The organism is Nocardioides zeicaulis, from assembly GCF_042432345.1.
GTDB lineage: Bacteria > Actinomycetota > Actinomycetes > Propionibacteriales > Nocardioidaceae > Nocardioides > Nocardioides zeicaulis.
Genome location: NZ_JBHLXH010000001.1, coordinates 1,985,858 through 2,003,937 on the forward strand (window position 1 = coordinate 1,985,858; position 18,080 = coordinate 2,003,937).

Consider the following 18,080-nt stretch of genomic DNA (forward strand, 5'->3'; position numbering starts at 1 on the left):
GACGGCCCGCCGCCTCCCGGAGGAGGGGCGGGCCGTCGCGGTGGTGCGTCAGGCGGTGATCAGGTGATCAGGCCGGGACGACGTTGAGGGCGACCGTGGCCGACACCTCGTCGTGCAGCTTCACCGACACCGTGTGGGCGCCGAGCGACTTGATCGGGTTGGTGACCACGATGGTGCGGCGGTCGACCTTCTCGCCCGAGACCTCGGTGATCGCGTCGGCGATCTCCGAGGTGGTGACGGCACCGAACAGGCGGCCACCGGCGCCCGAGCGGACCTTCACGTTGACCGAGCTCGCCTCGAGCTTGGTCTTGATCTCCTGCGCGTGGCCCTCGTCGCGAGCGGCGCGGGCGGCACGGGCGGACTTGATCGATTCGATGGTCTTCTCGCCACCACGGGTCCAGCGGATGCCGAGGCCACGGGGCACGAGGTAGTTGCGGCCGTAGCCGTCCTTGACCTCGACCACGTCACCGGGAGCACCGAGACCGTCGACTTCCTGGGTCAGGATGAGCTTCATCGTCCGTGCTCCTCTCAGCGACCGGTGGACGTGTAGGGCAGCAGGGCGAGCTCGCGCGCGTTCTTGACGGCGATGGCCACGTCGCGCTGGTGCTGGACGCAGTTGCCGGTCACGCGGCGGGCGCGGATCTTGCCGCGGTCGGAGATGAACTTGCGGAGCAGGGTGGTGTCCTTGTAGTCGACACCGGTCGCCTTCTCCTTGCAGAACTGGCAAACCTTCTTCTTGGGCTTGCGCAGAATTGCCTTGGCCATTGTGGTGCTCCCTTTCAGTGAGCCCGGCCCTGAAGGCAATCAGGGACGGAATGGTGATGGATGTTTCGGTGGTCCGGATCAGGACCTAGAAGGGCGGCTCGTCGTTGCCGCCGGAGACCCCGGGCGTGGCCCACGGGTCGTTGGCGGGCGCGGACTGACCGCCGCCGAAGGACTGGCCACCCTGGGACTGGCCGCCCTGGGACTGACCGCCCCAGCCGCCGCCACTGCCCTGGGAGGGCGCGGGGCTGGCCCACGGGTCGTCGGCCGGCGCGGACTGCTGCCCGCCACCGCCGCCCGAGTAGCCGCCACCGCCGCCGGACCCGCCGGACCCGCCGGAGTAGCCGCCACCGCCGCCGGACCGCTGCGTCTTGGTGACCTTCGCCGATGCACTGCGCAGCGACGGGCCGACCTCCTCGACGTCGATCTCGAAGACGGTGCGCTTCTCACCCTCGCGGGTCTCGTACTGACGCGACTTGAGGCGACCCTGGACGATCACCCGCATGCCCCGCTGGAGGGACTCGGCGACGTTCTCCGCGGCCTGGCGCCAGACAGCGCAGGAGAGGAACAGCGTGTCGCCGTCCTTCCACTCGTTGCTCTGGCGGTCGAAGGTGCGCGGGGTCGAGGCGATCCGGAAGTTCGCGACGGGTGCCCCCGAGGGGGTGAACCGCAGCTCCGGGTCGTCGACCAGGTTGCCGACAACGGTGATCGTGGTCTCGCCTGCCATGTCAGGTCTCCTCTAGGTGTCCCTGTTGATCCGGGGTGCTCCCGGTCCCGAGCCCATCAAACAGGCCGGGACCGACAGCGGGAAGGTGCTATCCACAGATGCCGCGGGGGCGATCAGTGGGCGTCGGGACGCATGACCTTCGTGCGCAGGATCGACTCGTTCAGCGTGAGCTGGCGGTCGAACTCCTTGACCGTCTCGGGCGTGGCCGTCAGGTTGACGACGGCGTAGATGCCCTCGGCGTTCTTCTTGATCTCGTACGCCATCCGGCGACGACCCCACACGTCGACGGACTCGACCGAGCCGCCGTCCTTGCGGATCACGTTGAGGTACTTGTCGAGCGACGGCTCGATGGTGCGCTCGTCGAGACTCGGGTCGAGGATGACCATCACTTCATAAGCACGCATAGCGGTCTCCACCTCCTCTGGGCTAGAGCGGCCACGGGCTTTCCGTGGCAGGAGGGCTGTGCGTCCACGGCGCCTGACATGGGGTCGGGCCCGCGGAAGGTCGCCCGAAGGCAACCGGGAGAGGTTACCAGCGCGCGGGCCGGCCCCCGGAATCGTCGTACGCCGCCCTGTGGACGGGGGTTCGCGGCCCGGACGGATCGGGCGTCCCGGCGGGCGCGCAGCCGACTTCACGGCCGGACCTGCCGCTTCGTACGCGATGTCTCGACCGCGAAGCAGCGACTTCCCCGGATATCCGGGGAGTCGCCGCCGGGAGGCAGGGCCCTGGGTCAGGGAGCGGTCCGCCGGAGCACGGCGAGCCCGGTGCCGGCGAGGGAGGCCAGGAGGGCCAGCCAGTAGCCGACGCCGTGGCCCTGGTCGATCATGTCGCACAGCGAGCCCCCGAGGAGGCTGTCGTCGCAGCTGCCGCCGGGCATCACGAACAGCGCGAGCAGGGTGCACAGCGCGCTCAGGGCGAGGAGACCGAGGACGGTCAGGCGCACCGGGACCGGCAGCGCCACCGCGAGCAGGTGGAGCACCAGCACCACCGCGGCGGCCAGCGCCAGCAGCGCGCCGAACCAGCCGAAGAAGCCGTGCCACGCGGTGACGGACTCCGAGGCGTTCGCGCCGAACCCCGAGACCGAGACCGTGTAGTAGGGCAGCAGCGAGCCGAGGAGGACCAGCAGGCCGGCGCCGATGGTGGCGAGGTCGAGCGGGTTGCCCTTCTTCAGCGTCGCGACGGCCTCGTTGGCCTGCTGGGAGGCGGCCGAGCCCGACCAGCCCCCACCCGAGGAGGCGGGCGGCGGCGTGGACGAGGACGGCGGAGGGGTCGGCTCCGGGGTGGGCTCGGCTCCGGGCGTGGTGTCGGACATCGGGTTCTCCCCCGTCGGGCCCCTCGGTGGGGCCGGTCAGCGCGAGGATCCTGCACCGGGACCGGGGCGGGCAAACGTGCTGGCACCACTGGTCTGGACCTCGTCGGCCGACGCGGGACCCGTGCCTGTGGAGGACGGGAGCGGGGCCGGGTCGCGCGGGGCTAGCGTCGCCTGGTGTCCTCCTCCTCGCGCACCGCGACCGTGGTGGCGGGGCGCTACGTGCTGCTGGACCAGGTGGGTGCGGGCGGGATGGGCTCGGTGTGGCGCGCGCGCGACGAGCGCACCGGGCACGAGGTGGCGCTGAAGGTGCTGGGCCGACACGGTGCCGCGCTCCTCGCACGGTTCGTGCGGGAGCAGGCGGTCCGGGTGCGCCACCCGCACGTCGTGGCGCCGCACGGCTGGGCCGCGGAGGACGACCTCGTGGTCCTGGCGATGGAGCTGGTCCGCGGCGGGTCGGTCGCCGACCTGCTGCGCGAGCACGGCCCCCTCGACCCCGGCACGGTCGCGGTGCTGGTCGAGCAGCTGCTGCTCGGCCTGTCCGCGGTGCACGCCGCCGGTCTCGTGCACCGCGACGTCAAGCCGGCCAACCTGCTCCTCGAGGCCACCGGCGAGGGCCCTCCCCACCTGCGGCTCGGCGACTTCGGGGTCGCCGCGCCGATCGCGGACCGCCGGTTCACCACGGTGCCGGGCGCCATCGGCACCGACGGCTACATGGCGCCCGAGCAGGCCCGGGGCGCCGCCCCCGAGCCCACGCAGGACCTGTGGGCGGTCGGCCGGGTCGCCCTGGAGCTGGTGACCGGCCTGCCGCCGGCGCAGCAGGGCGCGATCCCCCCCCACCCCCTGCGGCCGCTGCTCGAGCGGCTGCTCGTCCCCGACCCCGAGCAGCGACTCGTCTCCGCCGAGGCCGCGCTCCGGCTGCTGCGCCGGCTCCCGGTGCCGCCGCCCCGCTGCCCGGCAGTGCCCGACCGCGTCGGCGCGGCACCCCGTCGTCGTACGTCGTGGCGGGCGCCCGTCGACGCCGACCTGGCGGGCTGGGCCGCGGTCACCGCCCTCCTCGCGGTCGTCGCGGGGTGTCTGTGGGTGCTCCTAGGGTGGTGGTCATGAGCGAGAGCGCGTCCGGCCAGTCGTCCGTCGTCCCCGTGGGGGCCCACGTCGAGCAGACCGACCCGGTCTCGGAGGCGATCGCCCGGGAGACCTCGCTCGTGCAGTTCTTCCTCGGCGACCCCCAGGGCTACAAGGGGCCGGAGGTCCGCTTCGAGGGCGGGGCGCCCGCGCTGCGCGCCGCGGCGGAGGAGGCCGGCGTCGACCTCTACGTCCACGCCCCCTACATCGTCAACGTCGCCACGACCAACAACCGCATCCGGATCCCCAGCCGCAAGCTGCTCCAGCAGCACATGGACGCGGCGGCGGAGATCGGCGCCAAGGGGCTCGTCGTGCACGGCGGCCACGTCAACAAGGACGACGACCCCGCCGTCGGCTTCGACAACTGGCGCAAGGCGATCGAGGCCACCGACCTCAAGATCCCCCTGCTGATCGAGAACACCGCGGGTGGGGACAACGCGATGGCCCGCCACCTCGACCGCATCGCCGGCGTCTGGGACGCGATCTCCTCGGCGGAGGGCGCCGACATGGTCGGCTTCTGCCTCGACACCTGCCACGCGTGGGCGGGCGGCATCGAGCTCGGCGACGCGGTCGAGCGGGTCCGGGCGATCACCGGCCGCATCGACCTGGTCCACGCCAACGACTCGCGCGACGACTTCGACTCCGGTGCCGACCGCCACGCGAACTTCGGCCAGGGCCACCTGCCGCCCGACGAGTTCGCGGGCGTGGTCCGCGAGGCGGGGGCGCCGGTGATCTGCGAGACGCCCGGCGGCGCCGCGGAGCACCTCGCCGACTTCGCCTGGCTGCGCGACCGCCTCTGACCCGGGCGGTCCGCGCACGCGCCCGGCGCCGAGATCCGTCAGGAAAGTTCTGACACGGGTGCAACCAAACGCCGGCGCCCCGCGTCAGTACGGGTGAAGGGACCAGACACGTACGGGGGTCGTGTCTGGTCCCTTGTAGCCTCTCCGGGGTGACGACCCGCCTGACGCTCCGCCCGATCTCCGCGCAGGAGCACCGCGACCTGATCGCGAGCCGGCCGTCCGCGAGCTTCCTGCAGACCCCCGCATGGGCGGCCGTGAAGTCCGACTGGCGCTCGGAGTCGGTCGGCTGGGAGCGTGACGGCCAGGTGGTCGGCGCCGCCCTCGTGCTCTACCGCCAGCTCCCGAAGGTCAGGCGCTACCTCGCCTACGTCCCCGAGGGCCCGGTCATCGACTGGAACGACGGCGACCTCGCGGCGTGGCTGACCCCGCTGGTGGCGCACCTGAAGAAGCAGGGCGCCTTCGCGGTGCGGATGGGTCCGCCCGTGGTCACCCGCCGCTGGACGGCCGAGCAGGTCAAGGCCGGCATCGCCGACCCCGCCGTGCGGCGCCTCGGCGACGTCCCTCCCCTGGAGCGCTCGCAGGAGGGGGCCCGCGTCATCGCCCAGCTCCACGAGCTCGGCTGGCAGCAGCAGGGCACCGAGGGCGGCTTCGCGGCCGGTCAGCCGCAGTTCAACTTCCAGGTGCCGCTGGTCGACGAGCAGGGCGTGCCCCGCTCGGAGGCCGACGTGCTCGCGGGCATGAACCAGCTGTGGCGCCGCAACATCAAGAAGGCCGACAAGGCCGGCGTCGAGGTGACCCGCGGCGGCGCCGAGGACCTCGAGGCCTTCCACGCCCTCTACGTCCACACCGCCGAGCGCGACCACTTCACGCCCCGCCCGCTCGGCTACTTCCGCACGATGGTCGAGGCGCTCGCCGCCGAGGACCCCGACCGCATCCAGCTGTGGCTGGCCCGCCACGAGGGTGACCTGGTCGCGGCCACGATCGCGATCCGGGTCGGCACCCACGCCTGGTACTCCTACGGCGCGTCGTCGACCGAGAAGCGCGACGTGCGCGGCTCCAACGCCGTCCAGTGGGCCATGATGCGCCACGCCCTCGCGCAGGGCGCCGAGGTCTACGACCTGCGCGGCATCACCGAGACCCTCGACGCCGACGACCCGCACGTCGGGCTGATCCAGTTCAAGGTCGGCACCGGCGGTCAGGCCGTCGAGCACGCCGGCGAGTGGGACCTGCCGCTCAACCGCGCCATCTACAAGGCGTTCCAGGTCTACCTGGCCCGGCGGGGAGGATGAGCTCGTGAGCCTCACCCTGACCGTCGACGGCGAGCGCTGGCGCGCGCACCTGCTCGCCACCGCCACCCGGTTCCCCGGGATCGTGCCGGTCGCCAAGGGCAACGGCTACGGCCTCACCCTCGGCCGCCTGGCCCGGCGGGCGCAGTGGCTGGCCGACCACGCCGCCGAGACGGGCGCCCCGCTCGACCTGCTCGCGATCGGGACCTACGACGAGCTCGACGAGGTCACCTCGCGCTACGCCGGCGACGTCCTGGTGATGACCCCGTGGCGCCCCTTCGGCACCGCCACCCGACTCGACGCCCGCACGGCCGCGCGCGTCGTGCACACCGTGAGCCGCCCCGCCGACCTCGAGGCGCTGCTCGCGCACGACCCGTCGGCCCGGTTCGTCCTCGAGCAGCTGACCTCGATGCGGCGCCACGGGATGACCCGGCGCGAGCTGGAGGCCACCGCCGAGGTGCTCGGGGCCGGCCGCAGCGGCCTGCGGGGCATCGCCCTGCACCTGCCGCTCAACACCACGTCCCACCTCGGCGAGGTGAGCCGGCTGGTCAACGAGGTGGTCGCCTCCGGCCTCCCGGCCCGCACGATCTTCGTGTCCCACCTGACCCACGACGAGCTCGGGCGCCTGGCCACCACCTACCCCGACTTCACCTTCCGTCCCCGCATCGGCACCGGGCTCTGGCTCGGCGACCGGGGCGCGCTGCGGGTGACCGCGACCGTCCTCGACGTGCACGAGGTCGAGCGCGGCGACGTCTTCGGCTACCGCGGGCGCTCGGCGCCCAAGAGCGGCCACATCGTCGTCGTCAGTGGCGGCACCGCGCACGGCATCGGCCTCGAGGCGCCGACCGGCGACCAGTCGCTCAAGGCCCGCGCCGCGACCCTGGCCCGCGGTGGCCTCGACGCGGCCGGCTTCGTCCGTTCGCCCTTCTCCATCGACGGCAAGCAGCGCCTCTTCGCCGAGCCCCCGCACATGCAGGCCTCGATGCTGTTCCTGCCCTCAGGCGCCCGCGTGCCCCGCGTCGGGGAGCAGGTCGACGTCCGGGTCAGGTTCACCACGACCGACGTCGACCACGTCGTCGTCGACTGAGGCGTCGAGCAGCACCGACGCCACCAGCCACAGCAGCCCGACCGTGCGCACCAGCACCGCCAGCGCGTAGGCGCGGACGTCGTCGGTCACCGTCGGCTCCAGCGCGCCACCGACGTACCACCCGGTGACCGCCCAGCTCACCAGCTCGCAGCCCTGCCACACCAGCAGGTCGCGCCAGCGGCGCACCGCGAGCGCGGCCAGCGGCAGCACCACCAGCGCGAGCTCGGGGGGCGCGGAGCCTGACACCAGCACGGCCGCGACCAGGAGCACCAGACCGGCGCCGGCGGCGGTGCGGACCCCGGCCCGCGGCGCCCGGTCGACCAGCCACCACACCGCGACCGCGGCCAGGGCGAGCACGAGGACCGTCACCACGGTGCGCACGGTCGCCGACGGGCGGCCCACGCGCTGCTCCACGACCAGCCAGACCGAGCCGATGTCGGCGTCCTGGGTGCCGCCGCGGCCGGGCAGGGTGACGACGACGTACGCCGCTGCCGCCGCGACGACCGCGTCGACCCGGGCGCGGAACCGCTCGCGTCCACCACCGCCGACCGCCAGCACGCCGACGAGGGCGAGCGCGACGGGGAGGGCGAAGGCCGCACCGATGCCGGCGCCGACACCGGCGAGCCACGCGCGCCCGGACGTCCACCCCCACAGCAGGAGGGCGACGCCGACCGCGGCGACCACCTCCCACGAGATCCAGCCGAGCAGCAGCACCGGGCTCAGCGCCCACCCGGCCGCGGCCCAGGGCCGGTGGCGGTCGGTGCGCACGAGCAGCACCGTGGCGAGCATCGCGAGCGCCGCGAGCAGCACCGCGAGCGCGGCGGTCGTCGCGACGGTGCCGCTCCCGGGGAGCACGCCGGCGAGGCGTTCGAGCCAGCTCGTGATCCCGGGCGGGGTGGCCGCCTGGACCGGGCGGCCGGCGACGTCGCTCCAGCACAGGTGGGCGTAGGCGTGCTGGTCGCCGCCCCACCCCGGTGAGGTGCAGTCGGTCTTGGCCACCATCCCGCCGGCCAGCACCACCGCGGTGGCGCCGACCAGCACCCGGGCCGGGCTCCACCAGGGGTGCCCGGCGGAGTGGTCGCCGTCGGGACCGCCGACGACCTCCGAGACGGCAGCCGCGACCGCGTCGGTCCGGGTGGGCGACGGGCGGTCCACGGCGCTCGTCAGGGCCTGGTGTCGACGACGTGCCGCTGGGTGCGGGCGGTCGGCGTGGCGGTCGCGCTCGGCGTCTCCGTGGGCGCGGGCGTCGTGGGCACCGGCTCGGTCGGCACGGGCGTCGTCGGCACCGGGGTCGTCGGGACCGGGGTCGTCGGCGTCTCGGTGGGCGTCTCCGTCGGCGTCTCGGTCGGCGACTCCGTGGGCGACTCCGTCGGGGTCGACGGCGCCATGGTCGGCGTCTTCGTCGGCGTCCGGGTCGGCTGCGGCTGCGACGGCGCGGGCGGCGGCGGGGTGTACTCGTGACCGTCCTCGGGCGCGTCGCCGTCGACGTAGGCCGGCTCCGGGAACTCCTCGACCTCGCGACCCTCCATCACCTTCTGCATGATGCCGGTCCAGGTCGAGGCGGGGTAGTCGGCACCGAAGTAGGACGGCAGCCAGCCGTCGAGCTGGTCGTCACCGTCGCCGCGGACGTACATCACCGCCGTGGCCATCTGCGGGGTGTAGCCGGCGAACCAGCTCGAGGACACGTGCTCGTCCTCACCGCCGGTCGCGGTGCCGGTCTTGCCGGCCGCCGGGCGGCCCAGGGCGAGCGCGGCCCGGCCCGTGCCGTTCTGCACGATCTGCTGCATCACGTAGGAGGTGTCGGCCGCGATGTCCTCGTCGACGGCGCGCCGGGTGCTCGGCTGCCACTCGTAGATGGTGTTGCCGGACCGGTCGACGACCTTCTCGACCACGTGCGCGTCGGCACGCAGGCCGCCGTTGGCGATGGTGGCGTAGGCGTTGGCCATGTTGATCGGGCTGACCCGGCCCTTGCCGAGGGTGATCAGGGTGTCGGACGGGCTGAAGTCGACCGACTTGCTGGGGATGCCGGGGTACTTGCTCGACGGCGTCTCTCCCGGGATGCCCAGCGCGCGGGCCATGTCGTAGATCGACTGCGGACCGTCCTCCATCGAGTCGGACATGTCGACGAAGGCGGTGTTGATCGACTGCTCGCCGGCGGTCACCAGGCTGACCTGGGAGCCGTAGTCGTTGCCCAGGCCGTCGGAGCCGGTGCCCTCGTTGCGCACCTCGGTGCCGTCGGGGAACTCGTAGGGGGAGTTGCCCTCGAAGGTGTCCTCGATCGAGAAGCCCTGCTTGAGCGCGGCCGCGACGGTGAGCGGCTTGATCGTCGAGCCGGCCATGCCGCCGGTGGCCGCCCAGTTGATCTGCGACTGGAGGTAGTCCTGACCGCCGTAGAAGCCGCGCACCGCGCCCGTGCCGACCTCGAGGGTGGCGGCGCCGATGTGGAGCTCCTTGTCGCCGAAGCCCTCGGGCTTCTGCTCCTCGATGCCCTCCTGCACGTCGGCCATCACCTGGGGGTCGAACGTCGTGGTGATCCGCAGGCCACCGCCGTCGATCTCCTCCTCCGAGGCGATCCCCTTCGACAGCAGCTCCTGCTTGACCAGCGCGAGCATGTGGCCCTTCTGGCCGCCGAACTGGCTCTGGGTGGCGATCTTCGGGAACTTCGGGAGCCGCTTGAGGGCCTTGTCGCGCTCGTCGGCGGTGATGTAGTCGAGGTCGGCCATGTTGTCGAGGACGTACTCGTAGCGGTCCTTGAGGTCGGCCCTGGCGTCCTTGCCGTTGCGCGGGTCGTACTGGGTGGGGTTGTTGAGCACCGTGGCCAGCACGGCCGACTCGCGCAGGCTCAGCTCGGAGGCCGGGTGGTCGAAGTAGGCCTTCGACGCAGCCTGGATGCCGTAGGCGCCGCGCCCGAAGTAGATGGTGTTGAGGTAGCCCTCCAGCACCTCCTTCTTGTCGAGCTGCTGCTGGATCTTCAGCGAGACGACGGCTTCCTTGATCTTGCGCTTGTAGCTCTGCTCGCTGCTCAGGTACAGGATCTTGACGTACTGCTGGGTGATCGTGGACGCGCCCTGGCGGGCGTTGCCGCGCGCGTTGGAGAACAGCGCGCGCAGGATGCCCTTGGGGTCGATGCCCTTGTCGGTCCAGAACGTCTGGTTCTCGGCGGCGACGACGGCGTCCTTGATCGAGTCGGGCATCTCGCCGAGCGGGATCGACTCGCGGTTCTGGTCGTCGTAGTAGGTGCCGAGCTGCTGCTCACCGTCGCGGTAGTACACGAAGGTGGTCTGCGCCTCGAAGGCCTTGTTGGGGTCGGGGATCCCGATGGCCTGGTAGAGGACGACGGCGATGCCGGCCAGCACCAGCGCACCCACGACCGCCAGGACCCCGAACACCTTCGCGACCGTCGCCAGGCGCTGGCGGGGGGTCTTCCTGGCCTTCGGTCGACGCTTCTGCGCCGGGCCGTCCGCCCGCCTCTTCTTCGCACTCACGCGGGAAAGGGTACGGGTGGCGCTCGGCGATCCCGGATTCGTCGTCTGCGGATATATCGGTACGATAGGTCGCATGGCACGCCGTGGTGACACCATCGAACTCGCAGTCCTCGGACTGCTGCACGAGGGACCCATGCACGGCTACGAGCTGCGCAAGCGGCTCAACCTCATGCTGGGATGGGGGCGGGTGCTGTCCTACGGCTCGCTCTACCCGGCCCTGAAGAAGATGCTGCGCGCCAACCTCATCACCGAGGTCGCCACCACCACGACGCCGACGAGCCGCCGCCCGCGGATCGTCTACGAGGTCACCGACGCCGGGCACGAGCAGTTCCACCGGCTCATGTCCGAGGTCGGCCCGACGGCGTGGGAGGACGACAACTTCGACATCCGGTTCGCGTTCTTCTCCTCCACCGACATGGAGATCCGCCTGCGCGTCCTCGAGGGACGACGCTCGCGCCTCCAGGAACGCCTGGCCCGGGTCCAGGCGGAGCTCGAGCGCACCCAGGCCGAGGTCGACCGGTACGCCGGCGAGCTGCAGCGCCACGGCGTGGAGTCGGTCGAGCGTGAGGTCCGGTGGCTCTCGGACCTGATCCGCGCCGAGCGCGGTGATGACCCCCCGACGGCCCCGCCATCCGCGGCGTCCCCGTCGATCACCCGGCACGAGCAAGCCAGTCCGAGCAACTGACAACCAACCAGCACAGACCCCGCAATGAGAAGGAGAGCCCCATGGGTTCGGTACGAGTAGGGATCGTCGGAGTCGGCAACTGCGCCACCTCCCTCGTCCAGGGCGTGGAGTACTACAAGGACGCGGACCCGGCCGGCACCGTCCCCGGGCTCATGCACGTGAAGTTCGGCGACTACCACGTCAACGACGTCCAGTTCGTCGTCGCCTTCGACGTCGACGACAAGAAGGTCGGCAAGGACCTCTCCGAGGCCATCAACGCCTCCGAGAACAACACCATCAAGATCGCCGACGTCCCCACCCTGGGCGTCGAGGTCAAGCGCGGCCCCACGCTCGACGGCCTCGGCAAGTACTACCGCCAGACCATCGAGGAGTCGGCCGCCGAGCCGGTCGACGTCGTGCAGGCGCTCAAGGACGCCGAGGTCGACGTCCTCGTGTGCTACCTCCCCGTGGGCTCCGAGCAGGCCGCGAAGTTCTACGCCCAGTGCGCGATCGACGCCGGTGTCGGCTTCGTCAACGCCCTGCCGGTCTTCATCGCCTCCGACCCCGAGTGGGCCAAGAAGTTCGAGGACGCCGGCGTGCCGATCGTCGGCGACGACATCAAGAGCCAGGTCGGCGCCACCATCACCCACCGCGTGATGGCCAAGCTGTTCGAGGACCGCGGCGTCGCGCTGGACCGCACGTACCAGCTCAACGTCGGCGGCAACATGGACTTCAAGAACATGCTCGAGCGCGAGCGCCTGGAGTCGAAGAAGGTCTCCAAGACCCAGGCCGTGACGTCCAACCTCAAGGGCGAGCTGGCCGACAAGATCGACAGCAAGAACGTCCACATCGGCCCGTCCGACTACGTCGCGTGGCTCGACGACCGCAAGTGGGCCTACGTCCGCCTCGAGGGTCGCGCCTTCGGTGACGTCCCGCTCAACCTCGAGTACAAGCTCGAGGTCTGGGACTCCCCGAACTCGGCCGGCATCATCATCGACGCCGTCCGCGCCGCGAAGATCGCCATGGACCGCAAGGTCGGCGGCCCGATCATCCCGGCCTCGACCTACCTGATGAAGTCCCCGCCGGTGCAGATGCCCGACGACCTCGGCCGCGCCGAGCTCGAGAAGTTCATCAAGGGCGAGTGACCCACGGGGCGTCGTCCGCGACGCCCGACCCGCTCCACCTGCTCCACCTGTTCCACCCCCCACGACCCCCCGTCCGCGTCCCGGACGGGGGGTCGTGCGCGTCCTCGGACCCCGCGGCGGATGGAAGCGCTGCTCCCCGGGTACGTCCTGTGGTCGGACGGTCCGGCTCGACAGGAGGCGACGATGAGGTTCACCACGACGATGGCGGCGCTGGCTGCGGGATGCCTGCTGGCCGGCTGCGCGCAGGGCACGGGCGGCTCGGACACCACGAGCGACGCCTCCTTCGACCCGGACGCCGACCTGACGGGCACGGTCGAGGTGATGGGGTTCGGCGCCGGCGACGAGATCGCCACGGTCCGGCTCGACAGGGCGGAGCAGGAGCTCGGCGACGCCAAGGTCAAGCTCGTCGAGGGCGACCTCGACATCCAGCAGTTCCTCTCCTCGGTCGCGTCGGGCCAGCCGCCCTCGCTGGTCTACGCCGAGCGCAGCCAGATCGGCACCTTCGCCTCCCGCGGAGCGGTCGTCCCGCTCACCGACTGCATCGAGGGCGAGGGCATCGACACCTCGGTCTTCCGGCCCTCGGCGCTCGACGAGGTCACCTTCGACGACCAGGTCTACGGCATCCCCGAGTTCAACGTCGTGCAGATCACCCAGGCCAACGCCGACCTGCTCCAGCAGTCGGGCCACACCCTCGACGACGTCAACGGCTCCGACTGGGACGCGGTGCTCGCCGCCGACGAGGACATGACCAAGCAGCAGGGCGGCAACCTGGCGACGATCGGCTACGACAGCAAGCTCCCCGAGTTCCTCCCGCTGTGGGCCAAGGCCAACGGCGCCGACCTCATCTCCGAGGACGGCCGCACCGCCCAGCTCGACAGCCCCGAGGTCGTCGAGGCGCTCGAGTGGGCCGTGTCGGTCTACGACGCCCAGGGCGGCTTCGGTGAGGTCAAGGCGCTGCGCGACTCCGCCGACTTCTTCGGCGACGGCAACCAGTTCGCCAGCGGCACCCTCGGCGCGATGCCGATGGAGCAGTGGTACGTCAACGTGCTCAACGACGTCTCCCCCGACGCGCCGATGGCGTTCGACACCGTCCGCGACCGCCAGGGCGAGCCGCTCGCCTGGGCGTCCGGGTCGGCGTGGGCCATCCCGAAGGGGAGCCCCGACCCGGAGGCGGCGTGCCGGATGGCGCGGGTGATGACCGAGACCGACTCGTGGGTCGCGGCCGCCGAGGCGCGCGTGGCCGCCCGGAAGAAGGACGGTGGGCTCTTCACCGGCGTCCTGACGGCCAACGAGGACGCCGACGCCCAGATCGAGGCGATGGCGCCCACCGACGGCGACGACGTCTGGTCGCAGGCGGTCGCCGCGACCTACGAGGCCAACGACCACACCTTCTCCATGCCGGCCAACCCCGCGGGCGACGAGTTCGAGCAGGCCTGGCAGGACGAGGTCAACAAGGTGCTGACCGGCGACAAGGAGCCTGCGGAGGCGATGGCCGACGCCCAGGAAGCGGCGCAGCAGGCGCTCGACGAGGCATGGGCGAGCTGGGACGACAAGTGAGCACGGCCGCCCCGTCCACCTCCCCCACCCGACGGCGCCAACGCCGCGGGGGCGGAGGGCGCCACGAGGGACGGGTGGCGCTGCTGTTCATCAGCCCGTGGATCATCGGGTTCGTCGTGTTCATGGCCTACCCGGTGCTCTACACGGCCTACCTGTCGCTCACCGACTACGACGTCATCAACGACCCGACGTTCGTCGGTGTCGACAACTACCGCGAGCTCATGGGCGACGACAAGGTCGTGCTGGCCCTGCGCAACACGTTCGTCTACACGGCGATGTCGGTGCCGGCCCAGCTCGTCTTCTCCCTCGCGCTGGCCCTGCTGCTCCAGCGTGCGGGGCGCGCCGCGGGCTTCTTCCGCACCGCCTTCTTCCTGCCCAAGATGACGCCCCCGGTCGCGGTCGGCGTGCTGCTGCTGATGCTGCTCAACGGGCAGAGCGGGCTGGTCAACGAGGTGCTCGGGTGGTTCGGCGTCAACGGGCCGAACTGGACGACCGACCCCACCTGGGTCAAGCCCGGGCTGGTGATCACCTCGCTGTGGACCGTCGGCTCGTCGGTGATCATCCTGCTGGCGGCCCTGCAGGAGGTGCCCGAGGAGCTCCTCGACGCCGCTCGGGTGGACGGTGCCGGCTGGCCCAAGCGCCTGTGGCACGTGGTCCTGCCGATCATCAGCCCGTCGATCTACTTCATCGTCGTCGTCGACACCATCGCCTCCCTGCAGTCCTTCACCGAGGCCTACACCGCCTTCTTCGGCGCCGGCAACACCACCTACAGCAACGACGCCGCGCTGTTCTACGCCATCTACCTGTTCCAGCAGGCCTTCGAGTTCCTGCACATGGGCTACGCCTCGGCGCTGGCGATGCTGCTGTTCCTCATCGTCATGCTCGTGACGGCGGTGCAGGTGTGGCTGAGCCGGCGCTACGTCCACTACACGGGCGGGGCGAGGTGAGCGCGGCATGAGCACCCTCGACCGGGCCGGGGAGGCCGGCCCCACCACCGCCCTCCCGCCGGGGGGGCCGGAGCCGGCGGCGACGGGGCGTCCCGCGCCGACGGGGCAGCGCACGACCCCGCGCGTGCTCGCCGCCCGCGTGGGCGTGGGCGCCGGGCTGGTGCTGATGACGGTCGCGTTCGTCTATCCCTTCGTGTGGCTGGTCAGCGCCTCGCTCAAGCCGCGCAGCGACGTCTTCGACAACCGGCTCATCCCGGAGACGCTGACCTTCGAGAACTACGTCGAGGTGTGGAACGCCGCACCGATGGCGGCCTGGCTGCTCAACACGGCGTTCGTGACGGTGATGGCCACCCTCACCGTCACCGTCTCCAGCGCGCTGGTCGCCTGGGGGTTCGCCCGCTACCGGTTCCGCGGCCGCCACGTCCTGTTCGGGCTCGTGCTGGCCTCGATGATGGTGCCGGGGGCGGCGACGATGATCCCGACCTACCTCATCTGGGACTCGCTCGGCATGGTCGGCACGCTGACCCCGCTGTGGGCCGGCAACCTGTTCGGCACGGCGTTCTACATCTTCCTGCTCCGGCAGTTCTTCCTCGGCCTGCCGCCCGAGCTGTTCGACGCGGCCGAGATCGACGGCGCCGGCCACTGGGGTGTCTTCTGGCACGTCGCGCTGCCGCTCACCCGGCCCGCCCTGGTCGTCGTCGCGCTCTTCGAGTTCCAGGCGGCGTGGACCGACCTGATGCGCGGGCTGATCTACCTCCGCGACCGCGAGGACTTCACCGTGCCCCGCGGGCTGAAGTCGATGCTCGACCAGTTCGGCTTCGGCGGGGAGTGGCACTGGGAGCTGGTGGTCACGGCCAGCGTCATCACCACCGTGCCGATGATCGTGGTGTTCTTCCTCGGCCAGCGCCAGATCATCCAGGGCGTGGCCACCACCGGCAGCAAGGGCTGAGCCGCGCACGTACGCTCGCAGGCGTGAGTGGACGTACGCCCCTGGTGGTCGGCTTCGACCTCGACATGACGCTGATCGACACCGCGGCGGGCTTCCGCGCGGTGCTGCTGGCGCTCGGCACCGAGCTCGGGGTGGACTTCCCCGTCGAGGAGATGACCCGACGCCTGGGCCCGCCGCTCGACCACCTCCTCGCCCCCCACCTGCCGGCCGAGCAGGTCGCCCCGGCCGGCGACCGGTTCCGTGCGCTCTACCCCGACCACGCGATCACGACCGTGCCGACGTTCGCCGGCGCCCACGAGGCCTTCGCCGCGGTGCGTGCGCACGGCGGCCGGGTACTGGTGGTCACCGGGAAGTACGCCCCCAACGCCCAGCTGCACCTCGACCACCTCGGGCTCGAGGCCGACCTCCTCGAGGGGTGGGTGTGGGGGCTGGGCAAGGCCGACGTGCTGCGCCGCGAGGGCGCCCTGGCCTACGTCGGCGACCACGTCCACGACGTCGAGGGTGCCCGGGCCGCCGGGGTGCTCAGCGTGTCGGTGCTGACCGGCGGCTGCACCCGCGACGAGCTCGTCGAGGCCGGCACCGACGTGGTCCTCGACGACCTCACGGCCTTCCCGGCCTGGCTCGACGCGCAGGTCGCGGACCTCAGCGCCTGAGCGCGCTCGCCTGAGCGCACCCGGCCCGGCGCGTGGGCGGGCTCAGCCCTGGCGGGCCGCCCACCACGCCCGCAGCGCGGCCTCGGCCTGCTCGGGCGTCCGCGGCCCCTCGTCGAGCCTCAGCTCGAGCAGGAACTGGTAGGCCTCGCCGACCTCGCGCCCGGGGCCGATCCCCAGCAGCTCCATGATCTGGTTGCCGTCGAGGTCGGGCCGCACGGCCGCGAGCTCCTCCTCCTCCGACAGCCGGGCGATCCGTTCCTCGAGCGAGTCGTAGGTCCGGCGCAGCCGGTCGGCCTTGCGCTGGTTGCGGGTGGTGCAGTCGGCGCGGGTGAGGATGTGCAGCCGCTCGAGCTGGTCGCCGGCGTCGCGGACGTAGCGGCGCACCGCGCTGTCGGTCCACTCCCCCGAGCCGTAGCCGTGGAAGCGCAGGTGCAGCTCGACGAGGCGCGAGACCGCGTCGATGTCGTGGTTGGAGAAGCGCAGTGCCTGCATCCGCTTGCGGGTGAGCTTGGCACCCACCACGTCGTGGTGGTGGAAGGTCACCACGCCGCCGCTCTCGAAGCGCCGGGTGCGGGGCTTGCCGACGTCGTGCATGAGCGCGGCGAAGCGGGACACGAAGTCGGGCCGGACGGGCTCGCCGGGCGGCGCGAGCCGGTGCTCGAGGTCGATGGACTGCTCGAGGACGGTCAGCGTGTGCTCGTAGACGTCCTTGTGCCGGTGGTGCTCGTCGCGCTCGAGGGCGAGCGCCGGCAGCTCCGGCAGCACGTGGTCGGCCAGGCCGGTCTCGACCAGCAGGGTCAGCCCCAGGCGGGGGTGGGGGGCGCAGATCAGCTTGACCAGCTCGTCGCGCACCCGCTCCGCGGAGATGATCTCGATCCGCCCGGCCATCGCGGTCATCGCCGCGACCACCTCGGGCGCGACCGAGAAGCCGAGCTGCGCGGCGAACCGCGCGGCCCGCATCATCCGCAGCGGGTCGTCGGAGAAGGAGTCCTCGGGCGTCCCGGGGGTGCGCAGCACCCGCTCCGCGAGGTCGACGATCCCGCCGGACGGGTCGACGAACTCGCGGCTCGGCACCCGCACCGCCATCGAGTTCACACTGAAGTCCCGCCGGCCCAGGTCGCCCTCGAGGCTGTCGCCGAAGTCGACGTCGGGCTTGCGGGAGGACGGGTCGTAGGTCTCGGAGCGGTAGGTGGTGATCTCCACCTGCCACCCGCCCTTGCGGCAGCCGATCGTGCCGAACGCGCGGCCCATGTCCCACACGGCGTCCGCCCACCCGGAGACCAGGCGCTCGGTCACCTCCGGGCGCGCGGAGGTGGTGAAGTCGAGGTCCTGCTGCAGCCGACCGAGCATCGCGTCACGCACCGGACCCCCGACGAGCGCGAGCTCCTCGCCGGCCTCGGTGAAGCGCGCCCCGAGCTCGTCGATGACCGATCCGATGCGGTCCAGCTCGGCGCCGACACGGCGCTGGATCTCGACGATCGTGAGCGGGGGCGAGGCGGTGTCGGACACGGCGGTCCAGTCTAGGGGGCCGGGGCGGACGGCCCTCATCCGTGACCCCGCGGCCCCGCGCGGCCCCCCGATCCG

18 protein-coding genes are annotated in these 18,080 nt (G+C 72.0%); 10 read left to right on the top strand and 8 right to left on the bottom strand.

What is annotated here, in order from left to right; genetic code table 11:
• Positions 1-67: 67 nt before the first annotated feature.
• The 5 genes from rplI to ACFFJG_RS09745 all read right to left on the bottom strand — a co-directional run bounded on the left by rplI (position 68) and on the right by ACFFJG_RS09745 (position 2,801).
• The gene (gene rplI / locus ACFFJG_RS09725; RefSeq protein WP_378518440.1) at positions 68-514 is read right to left on the bottom strand and encodes a 50S ribosomal protein L9; all 447 of its coding nucleotides are present in this window, start codon (positions 512-514) and stop codon (positions 68-70) included.
• Positions 515-528: 14 nt separating this feature from the next.
• Positions 529-765 (bottom strand): 30S ribosomal protein S18, encoded by a 237-nt coding sequence (gene rpsR, locus ACFFJG_RS09730; RefSeq protein ID WP_056603689.1) that lies wholly within the window; start codon positions 763-765, stop codon positions 529-531.
• A gap of 85 nt (positions 766-850) precedes the next feature.
• Positions 851-1,489: a single-stranded DNA-binding protein gene (locus tag ACFFJG_RS09735; protein ID WP_378518443.1), complete on the bottom strand. Its 639-nt coding sequence runs from the start codon at positions 1,487-1,489 to the stop codon at positions 851-853.
• Between the two features lie 113 nt (positions 1,490-1,602).
• The gene (rpsF, locus tag ACFFJG_RS09740) at positions 1,603-1,893 is read right to left on the bottom strand and encodes a 30S ribosomal protein S6 (protein WP_121136696.1); all 291 of its coding nucleotides are present in this window, start codon (positions 1,891-1,893) and stop codon (positions 1,603-1,605) included.
• A gap of 326 nt (positions 1,894-2,219) precedes the next feature.
• Positions 2,220-2,801: a hypothetical protein gene (locus ACFFJG_RS09745; RefSeq protein ID WP_378518445.1), complete on the bottom strand. Its 582-nt coding sequence runs from the start codon at positions 2,799-2,801 to the stop codon at positions 2,220-2,222.
• 174 nt (positions 2,802-2,975) lie between these two features.
• On the opposite strand from ACFFJG_RS09745, the gene ACFFJG_RS09750 reads away from it, so the two are divergent.
• The 4 genes from ACFFJG_RS09750 (at position 2,976) to ACFFJG_RS09765 (ending at position 7,096) form a co-directional block, all read left to right on the top strand.
• Complete coding sequence (locus ACFFJG_RS09750; RefSeq protein WP_378518446.1) at positions 2,976-3,905, top strand: serine/threonine-protein kinase; 930 nt, start codon at positions 2,976-2,978, stop codon at positions 3,903-3,905.
• Positions 3,902-4,723: a deoxyribonuclease IV gene (locus ACFFJG_RS09755; RefSeq protein WP_378518448.1), complete on the top strand. Its 822-nt coding sequence runs from the start codon at positions 3,902-3,904 to the stop codon at positions 4,721-4,723. The genes ACFFJG_RS09750 and ACFFJG_RS09755 overlap by 4 nt, the downstream gene beginning before the upstream one ends.
• A 149-nt stretch (positions 4,724-4,872) precedes the next feature.
• The gene (locus ACFFJG_RS09760; protein ID WP_378518450.1) at positions 4,873-6,012 is read left to right on the top strand and encodes a lipid II:glycine glycyltransferase FemX; all 1,140 of its coding nucleotides are present in this window, start codon (positions 4,873-4,875) and stop codon (positions 6,010-6,012) included.
• 4 nt (positions 6,013-6,016) lie between these two features.
• Entirely contained in the window at positions 6,017-7,096 is a 1,080-nt protein-coding gene (locus tag ACFFJG_RS09765) for an alanine racemase (RefSeq protein ID WP_378518451.1), read from the top strand.
• On the opposite strand, the gene ACFFJG_RS09770 is transcribed toward ACFFJG_RS09765, so the two are convergent.
• A complete protein-coding gene (locus ACFFJG_RS09770) occupies positions 7,007-8,251 on the bottom strand; it encodes a glycosyltransferase family protein (RefSeq protein ID WP_378518453.1) in 1,245 nt (414 codons plus the stop codon). The two genes, ACFFJG_RS09765 and ACFFJG_RS09770, sit on opposite strands and share 90 nt — an antisense overlap.
• Positions 8,252-8,259: 8 nt before the next feature.
• Complete coding sequence (locus ACFFJG_RS09775) at positions 8,260-10,581, bottom strand: transglycosylase domain-containing protein (protein ID WP_378518455.1); 2,322 nt, start codon at positions 10,579-10,581, stop codon at positions 8,260-8,262.
• Between the two features lie 73 nt (positions 10,582-10,654).
• Between ACFFJG_RS09775 and ACFFJG_RS09780 the strand changes: the two genes are divergently transcribed.
• From ACFFJG_RS09780 to ACFFJG_RS09805, 6 genes are all read left to right on the top strand, one after another.
• A complete protein-coding gene (locus ACFFJG_RS09780; RefSeq protein WP_378518457.1) occupies positions 10,655-11,266 on the top strand; it encodes a PadR family transcriptional regulator in 612 nt (203 codons plus the stop codon).
• 41 nt (positions 11,267-11,307) lie between these two features.
• Positions 11,308-12,390 carry an inositol-3-phosphate synthase gene (locus tag ACFFJG_RS09785; RefSeq protein WP_378518458.1) on the top strand — a complete coding sequence of 361 codons (1,083 nt, stop codon included), beginning with the start codon at positions 11,308-11,310 and terminating at the stop codon, positions 12,388-12,390.
• 183 nt (positions 12,391-12,573) lie between these two features.
• Positions 12,574-13,947, top strand: a complete 1,374-nt coding sequence (locus ACFFJG_RS09790; protein WP_378518459.1) for an ABC transporter substrate-binding protein — start codon at positions 12,574-12,576, stop codon at positions 13,945-13,947.
• Between the two features lie 74 nt (positions 13,948-14,021).
• Positions 14,022-14,894, top strand: a complete 873-nt coding sequence (locus ACFFJG_RS09795; RefSeq protein ID WP_378518460.1) for a carbohydrate ABC transporter permease — start codon at positions 14,022-14,024, stop codon at positions 14,892-14,894.
• A 7-nt stretch (positions 14,895-14,901) separates the two neighbouring features.
• Positions 14,902-15,843, top strand: coding sequence for a carbohydrate ABC transporter permease (locus ACFFJG_RS09800; RefSeq protein ID WP_378518461.1), 942 nt, complete (start codon positions 14,902-14,904; stop codon positions 15,841-15,843).
• A 23-nt stretch (positions 15,844-15,866) separates the two neighbouring features.
• Positions 15,867-16,496: an HAD family hydrolase gene (locus tag ACFFJG_RS09805; protein ID WP_378518462.1), complete on the top strand. Its 630-nt coding sequence runs from the start codon at positions 15,867-15,869 to the stop codon at positions 16,494-16,496.
• 42 nt (positions 16,497-16,538) lie between these two features.
• Here ACFFJG_RS09805 and ACFFJG_RS09810 read toward each other — a convergent pair whose 3' ends face one another.
• Positions 16,539-18,044: a CCA tRNA nucleotidyltransferase gene (locus ACFFJG_RS09810; protein WP_378518463.1), complete on the bottom strand. Its 1,506-nt coding sequence runs from the start codon at positions 18,042-18,044 to the stop codon at positions 16,539-16,541.
• Positions 18,045-18,080 lie beyond the last annotated feature (36 nt).

Coding starts and splice junctions, on each gene's coding strand:
- ACFFJG_RS09745 (WP_378518445.1), bottom strand. CDS start 2,801: ATGTCCGACACCACGCCCGGAGCCGAGCCCACCCCGGAGCCGACCCCT.
- rpsF (WP_121136696.1), bottom strand. CDS start 1,893: ATGCGTGCTTATGAAGTGATGGTCATCCTCGACCCGAGTCTCGACGAG.
- ACFFJG_RS09785 (WP_378518458.1), top strand. CDS start 11,308: ATGGGTTCGGTACGAGTAGGGATCGTCGGAGTCGGCAACTGCGCCACC.
- ACFFJG_RS09755 (WP_378518448.1), top strand. CDS start 3,902: ATGAGCGAGAGCGCGTCCGGCCAGTCGTCCGTCGTCCCCGTGGGGGCC.
- ACFFJG_RS09810 (WP_378518463.1), bottom strand. CDS start 18,044: ATGAGGGCCGTCCGCCCCGGCCCCCTAGACTGGACCGCCGTGTCCGAC.
- rpsR (WP_056603689.1), bottom strand. CDS start 765: ATGGCCAAGGCAATTCTGCGCAAGCCCAAGAAGAAGGTTTGCCAGTTC.
- rplI (WP_378518440.1), bottom strand. CDS start 514: ATGAAGCTCATCCTGACCCAGGAAGTCGACGGTCTCGGTGCTCCCGGT.
- ACFFJG_RS09735 (WP_378518443.1), bottom strand. CDS start 1,489: ATGGCAGGCGAGACCACGATCACCGTTGTCGGCAACCTGGTCGACGAC.
- ACFFJG_RS09790 (WP_378518459.1), top strand. CDS start 12,574: ATGAGGTTCACCACGACGATGGCGGCGCTGGCTGCGGGATGCCTGCTG.
- ACFFJG_RS09800 (WP_378518461.1), top strand. CDS start 14,902: ATGAGCACCCTCGACCGGGCCGGGGAGGCCGGCCCCACCACCGCCCTC.
- ACFFJG_RS09780 (WP_378518457.1), top strand. CDS start 10,655: ATGGCACGCCGTGGTGACACCATCGAACTCGCAGTCCTCGGACTGCTG.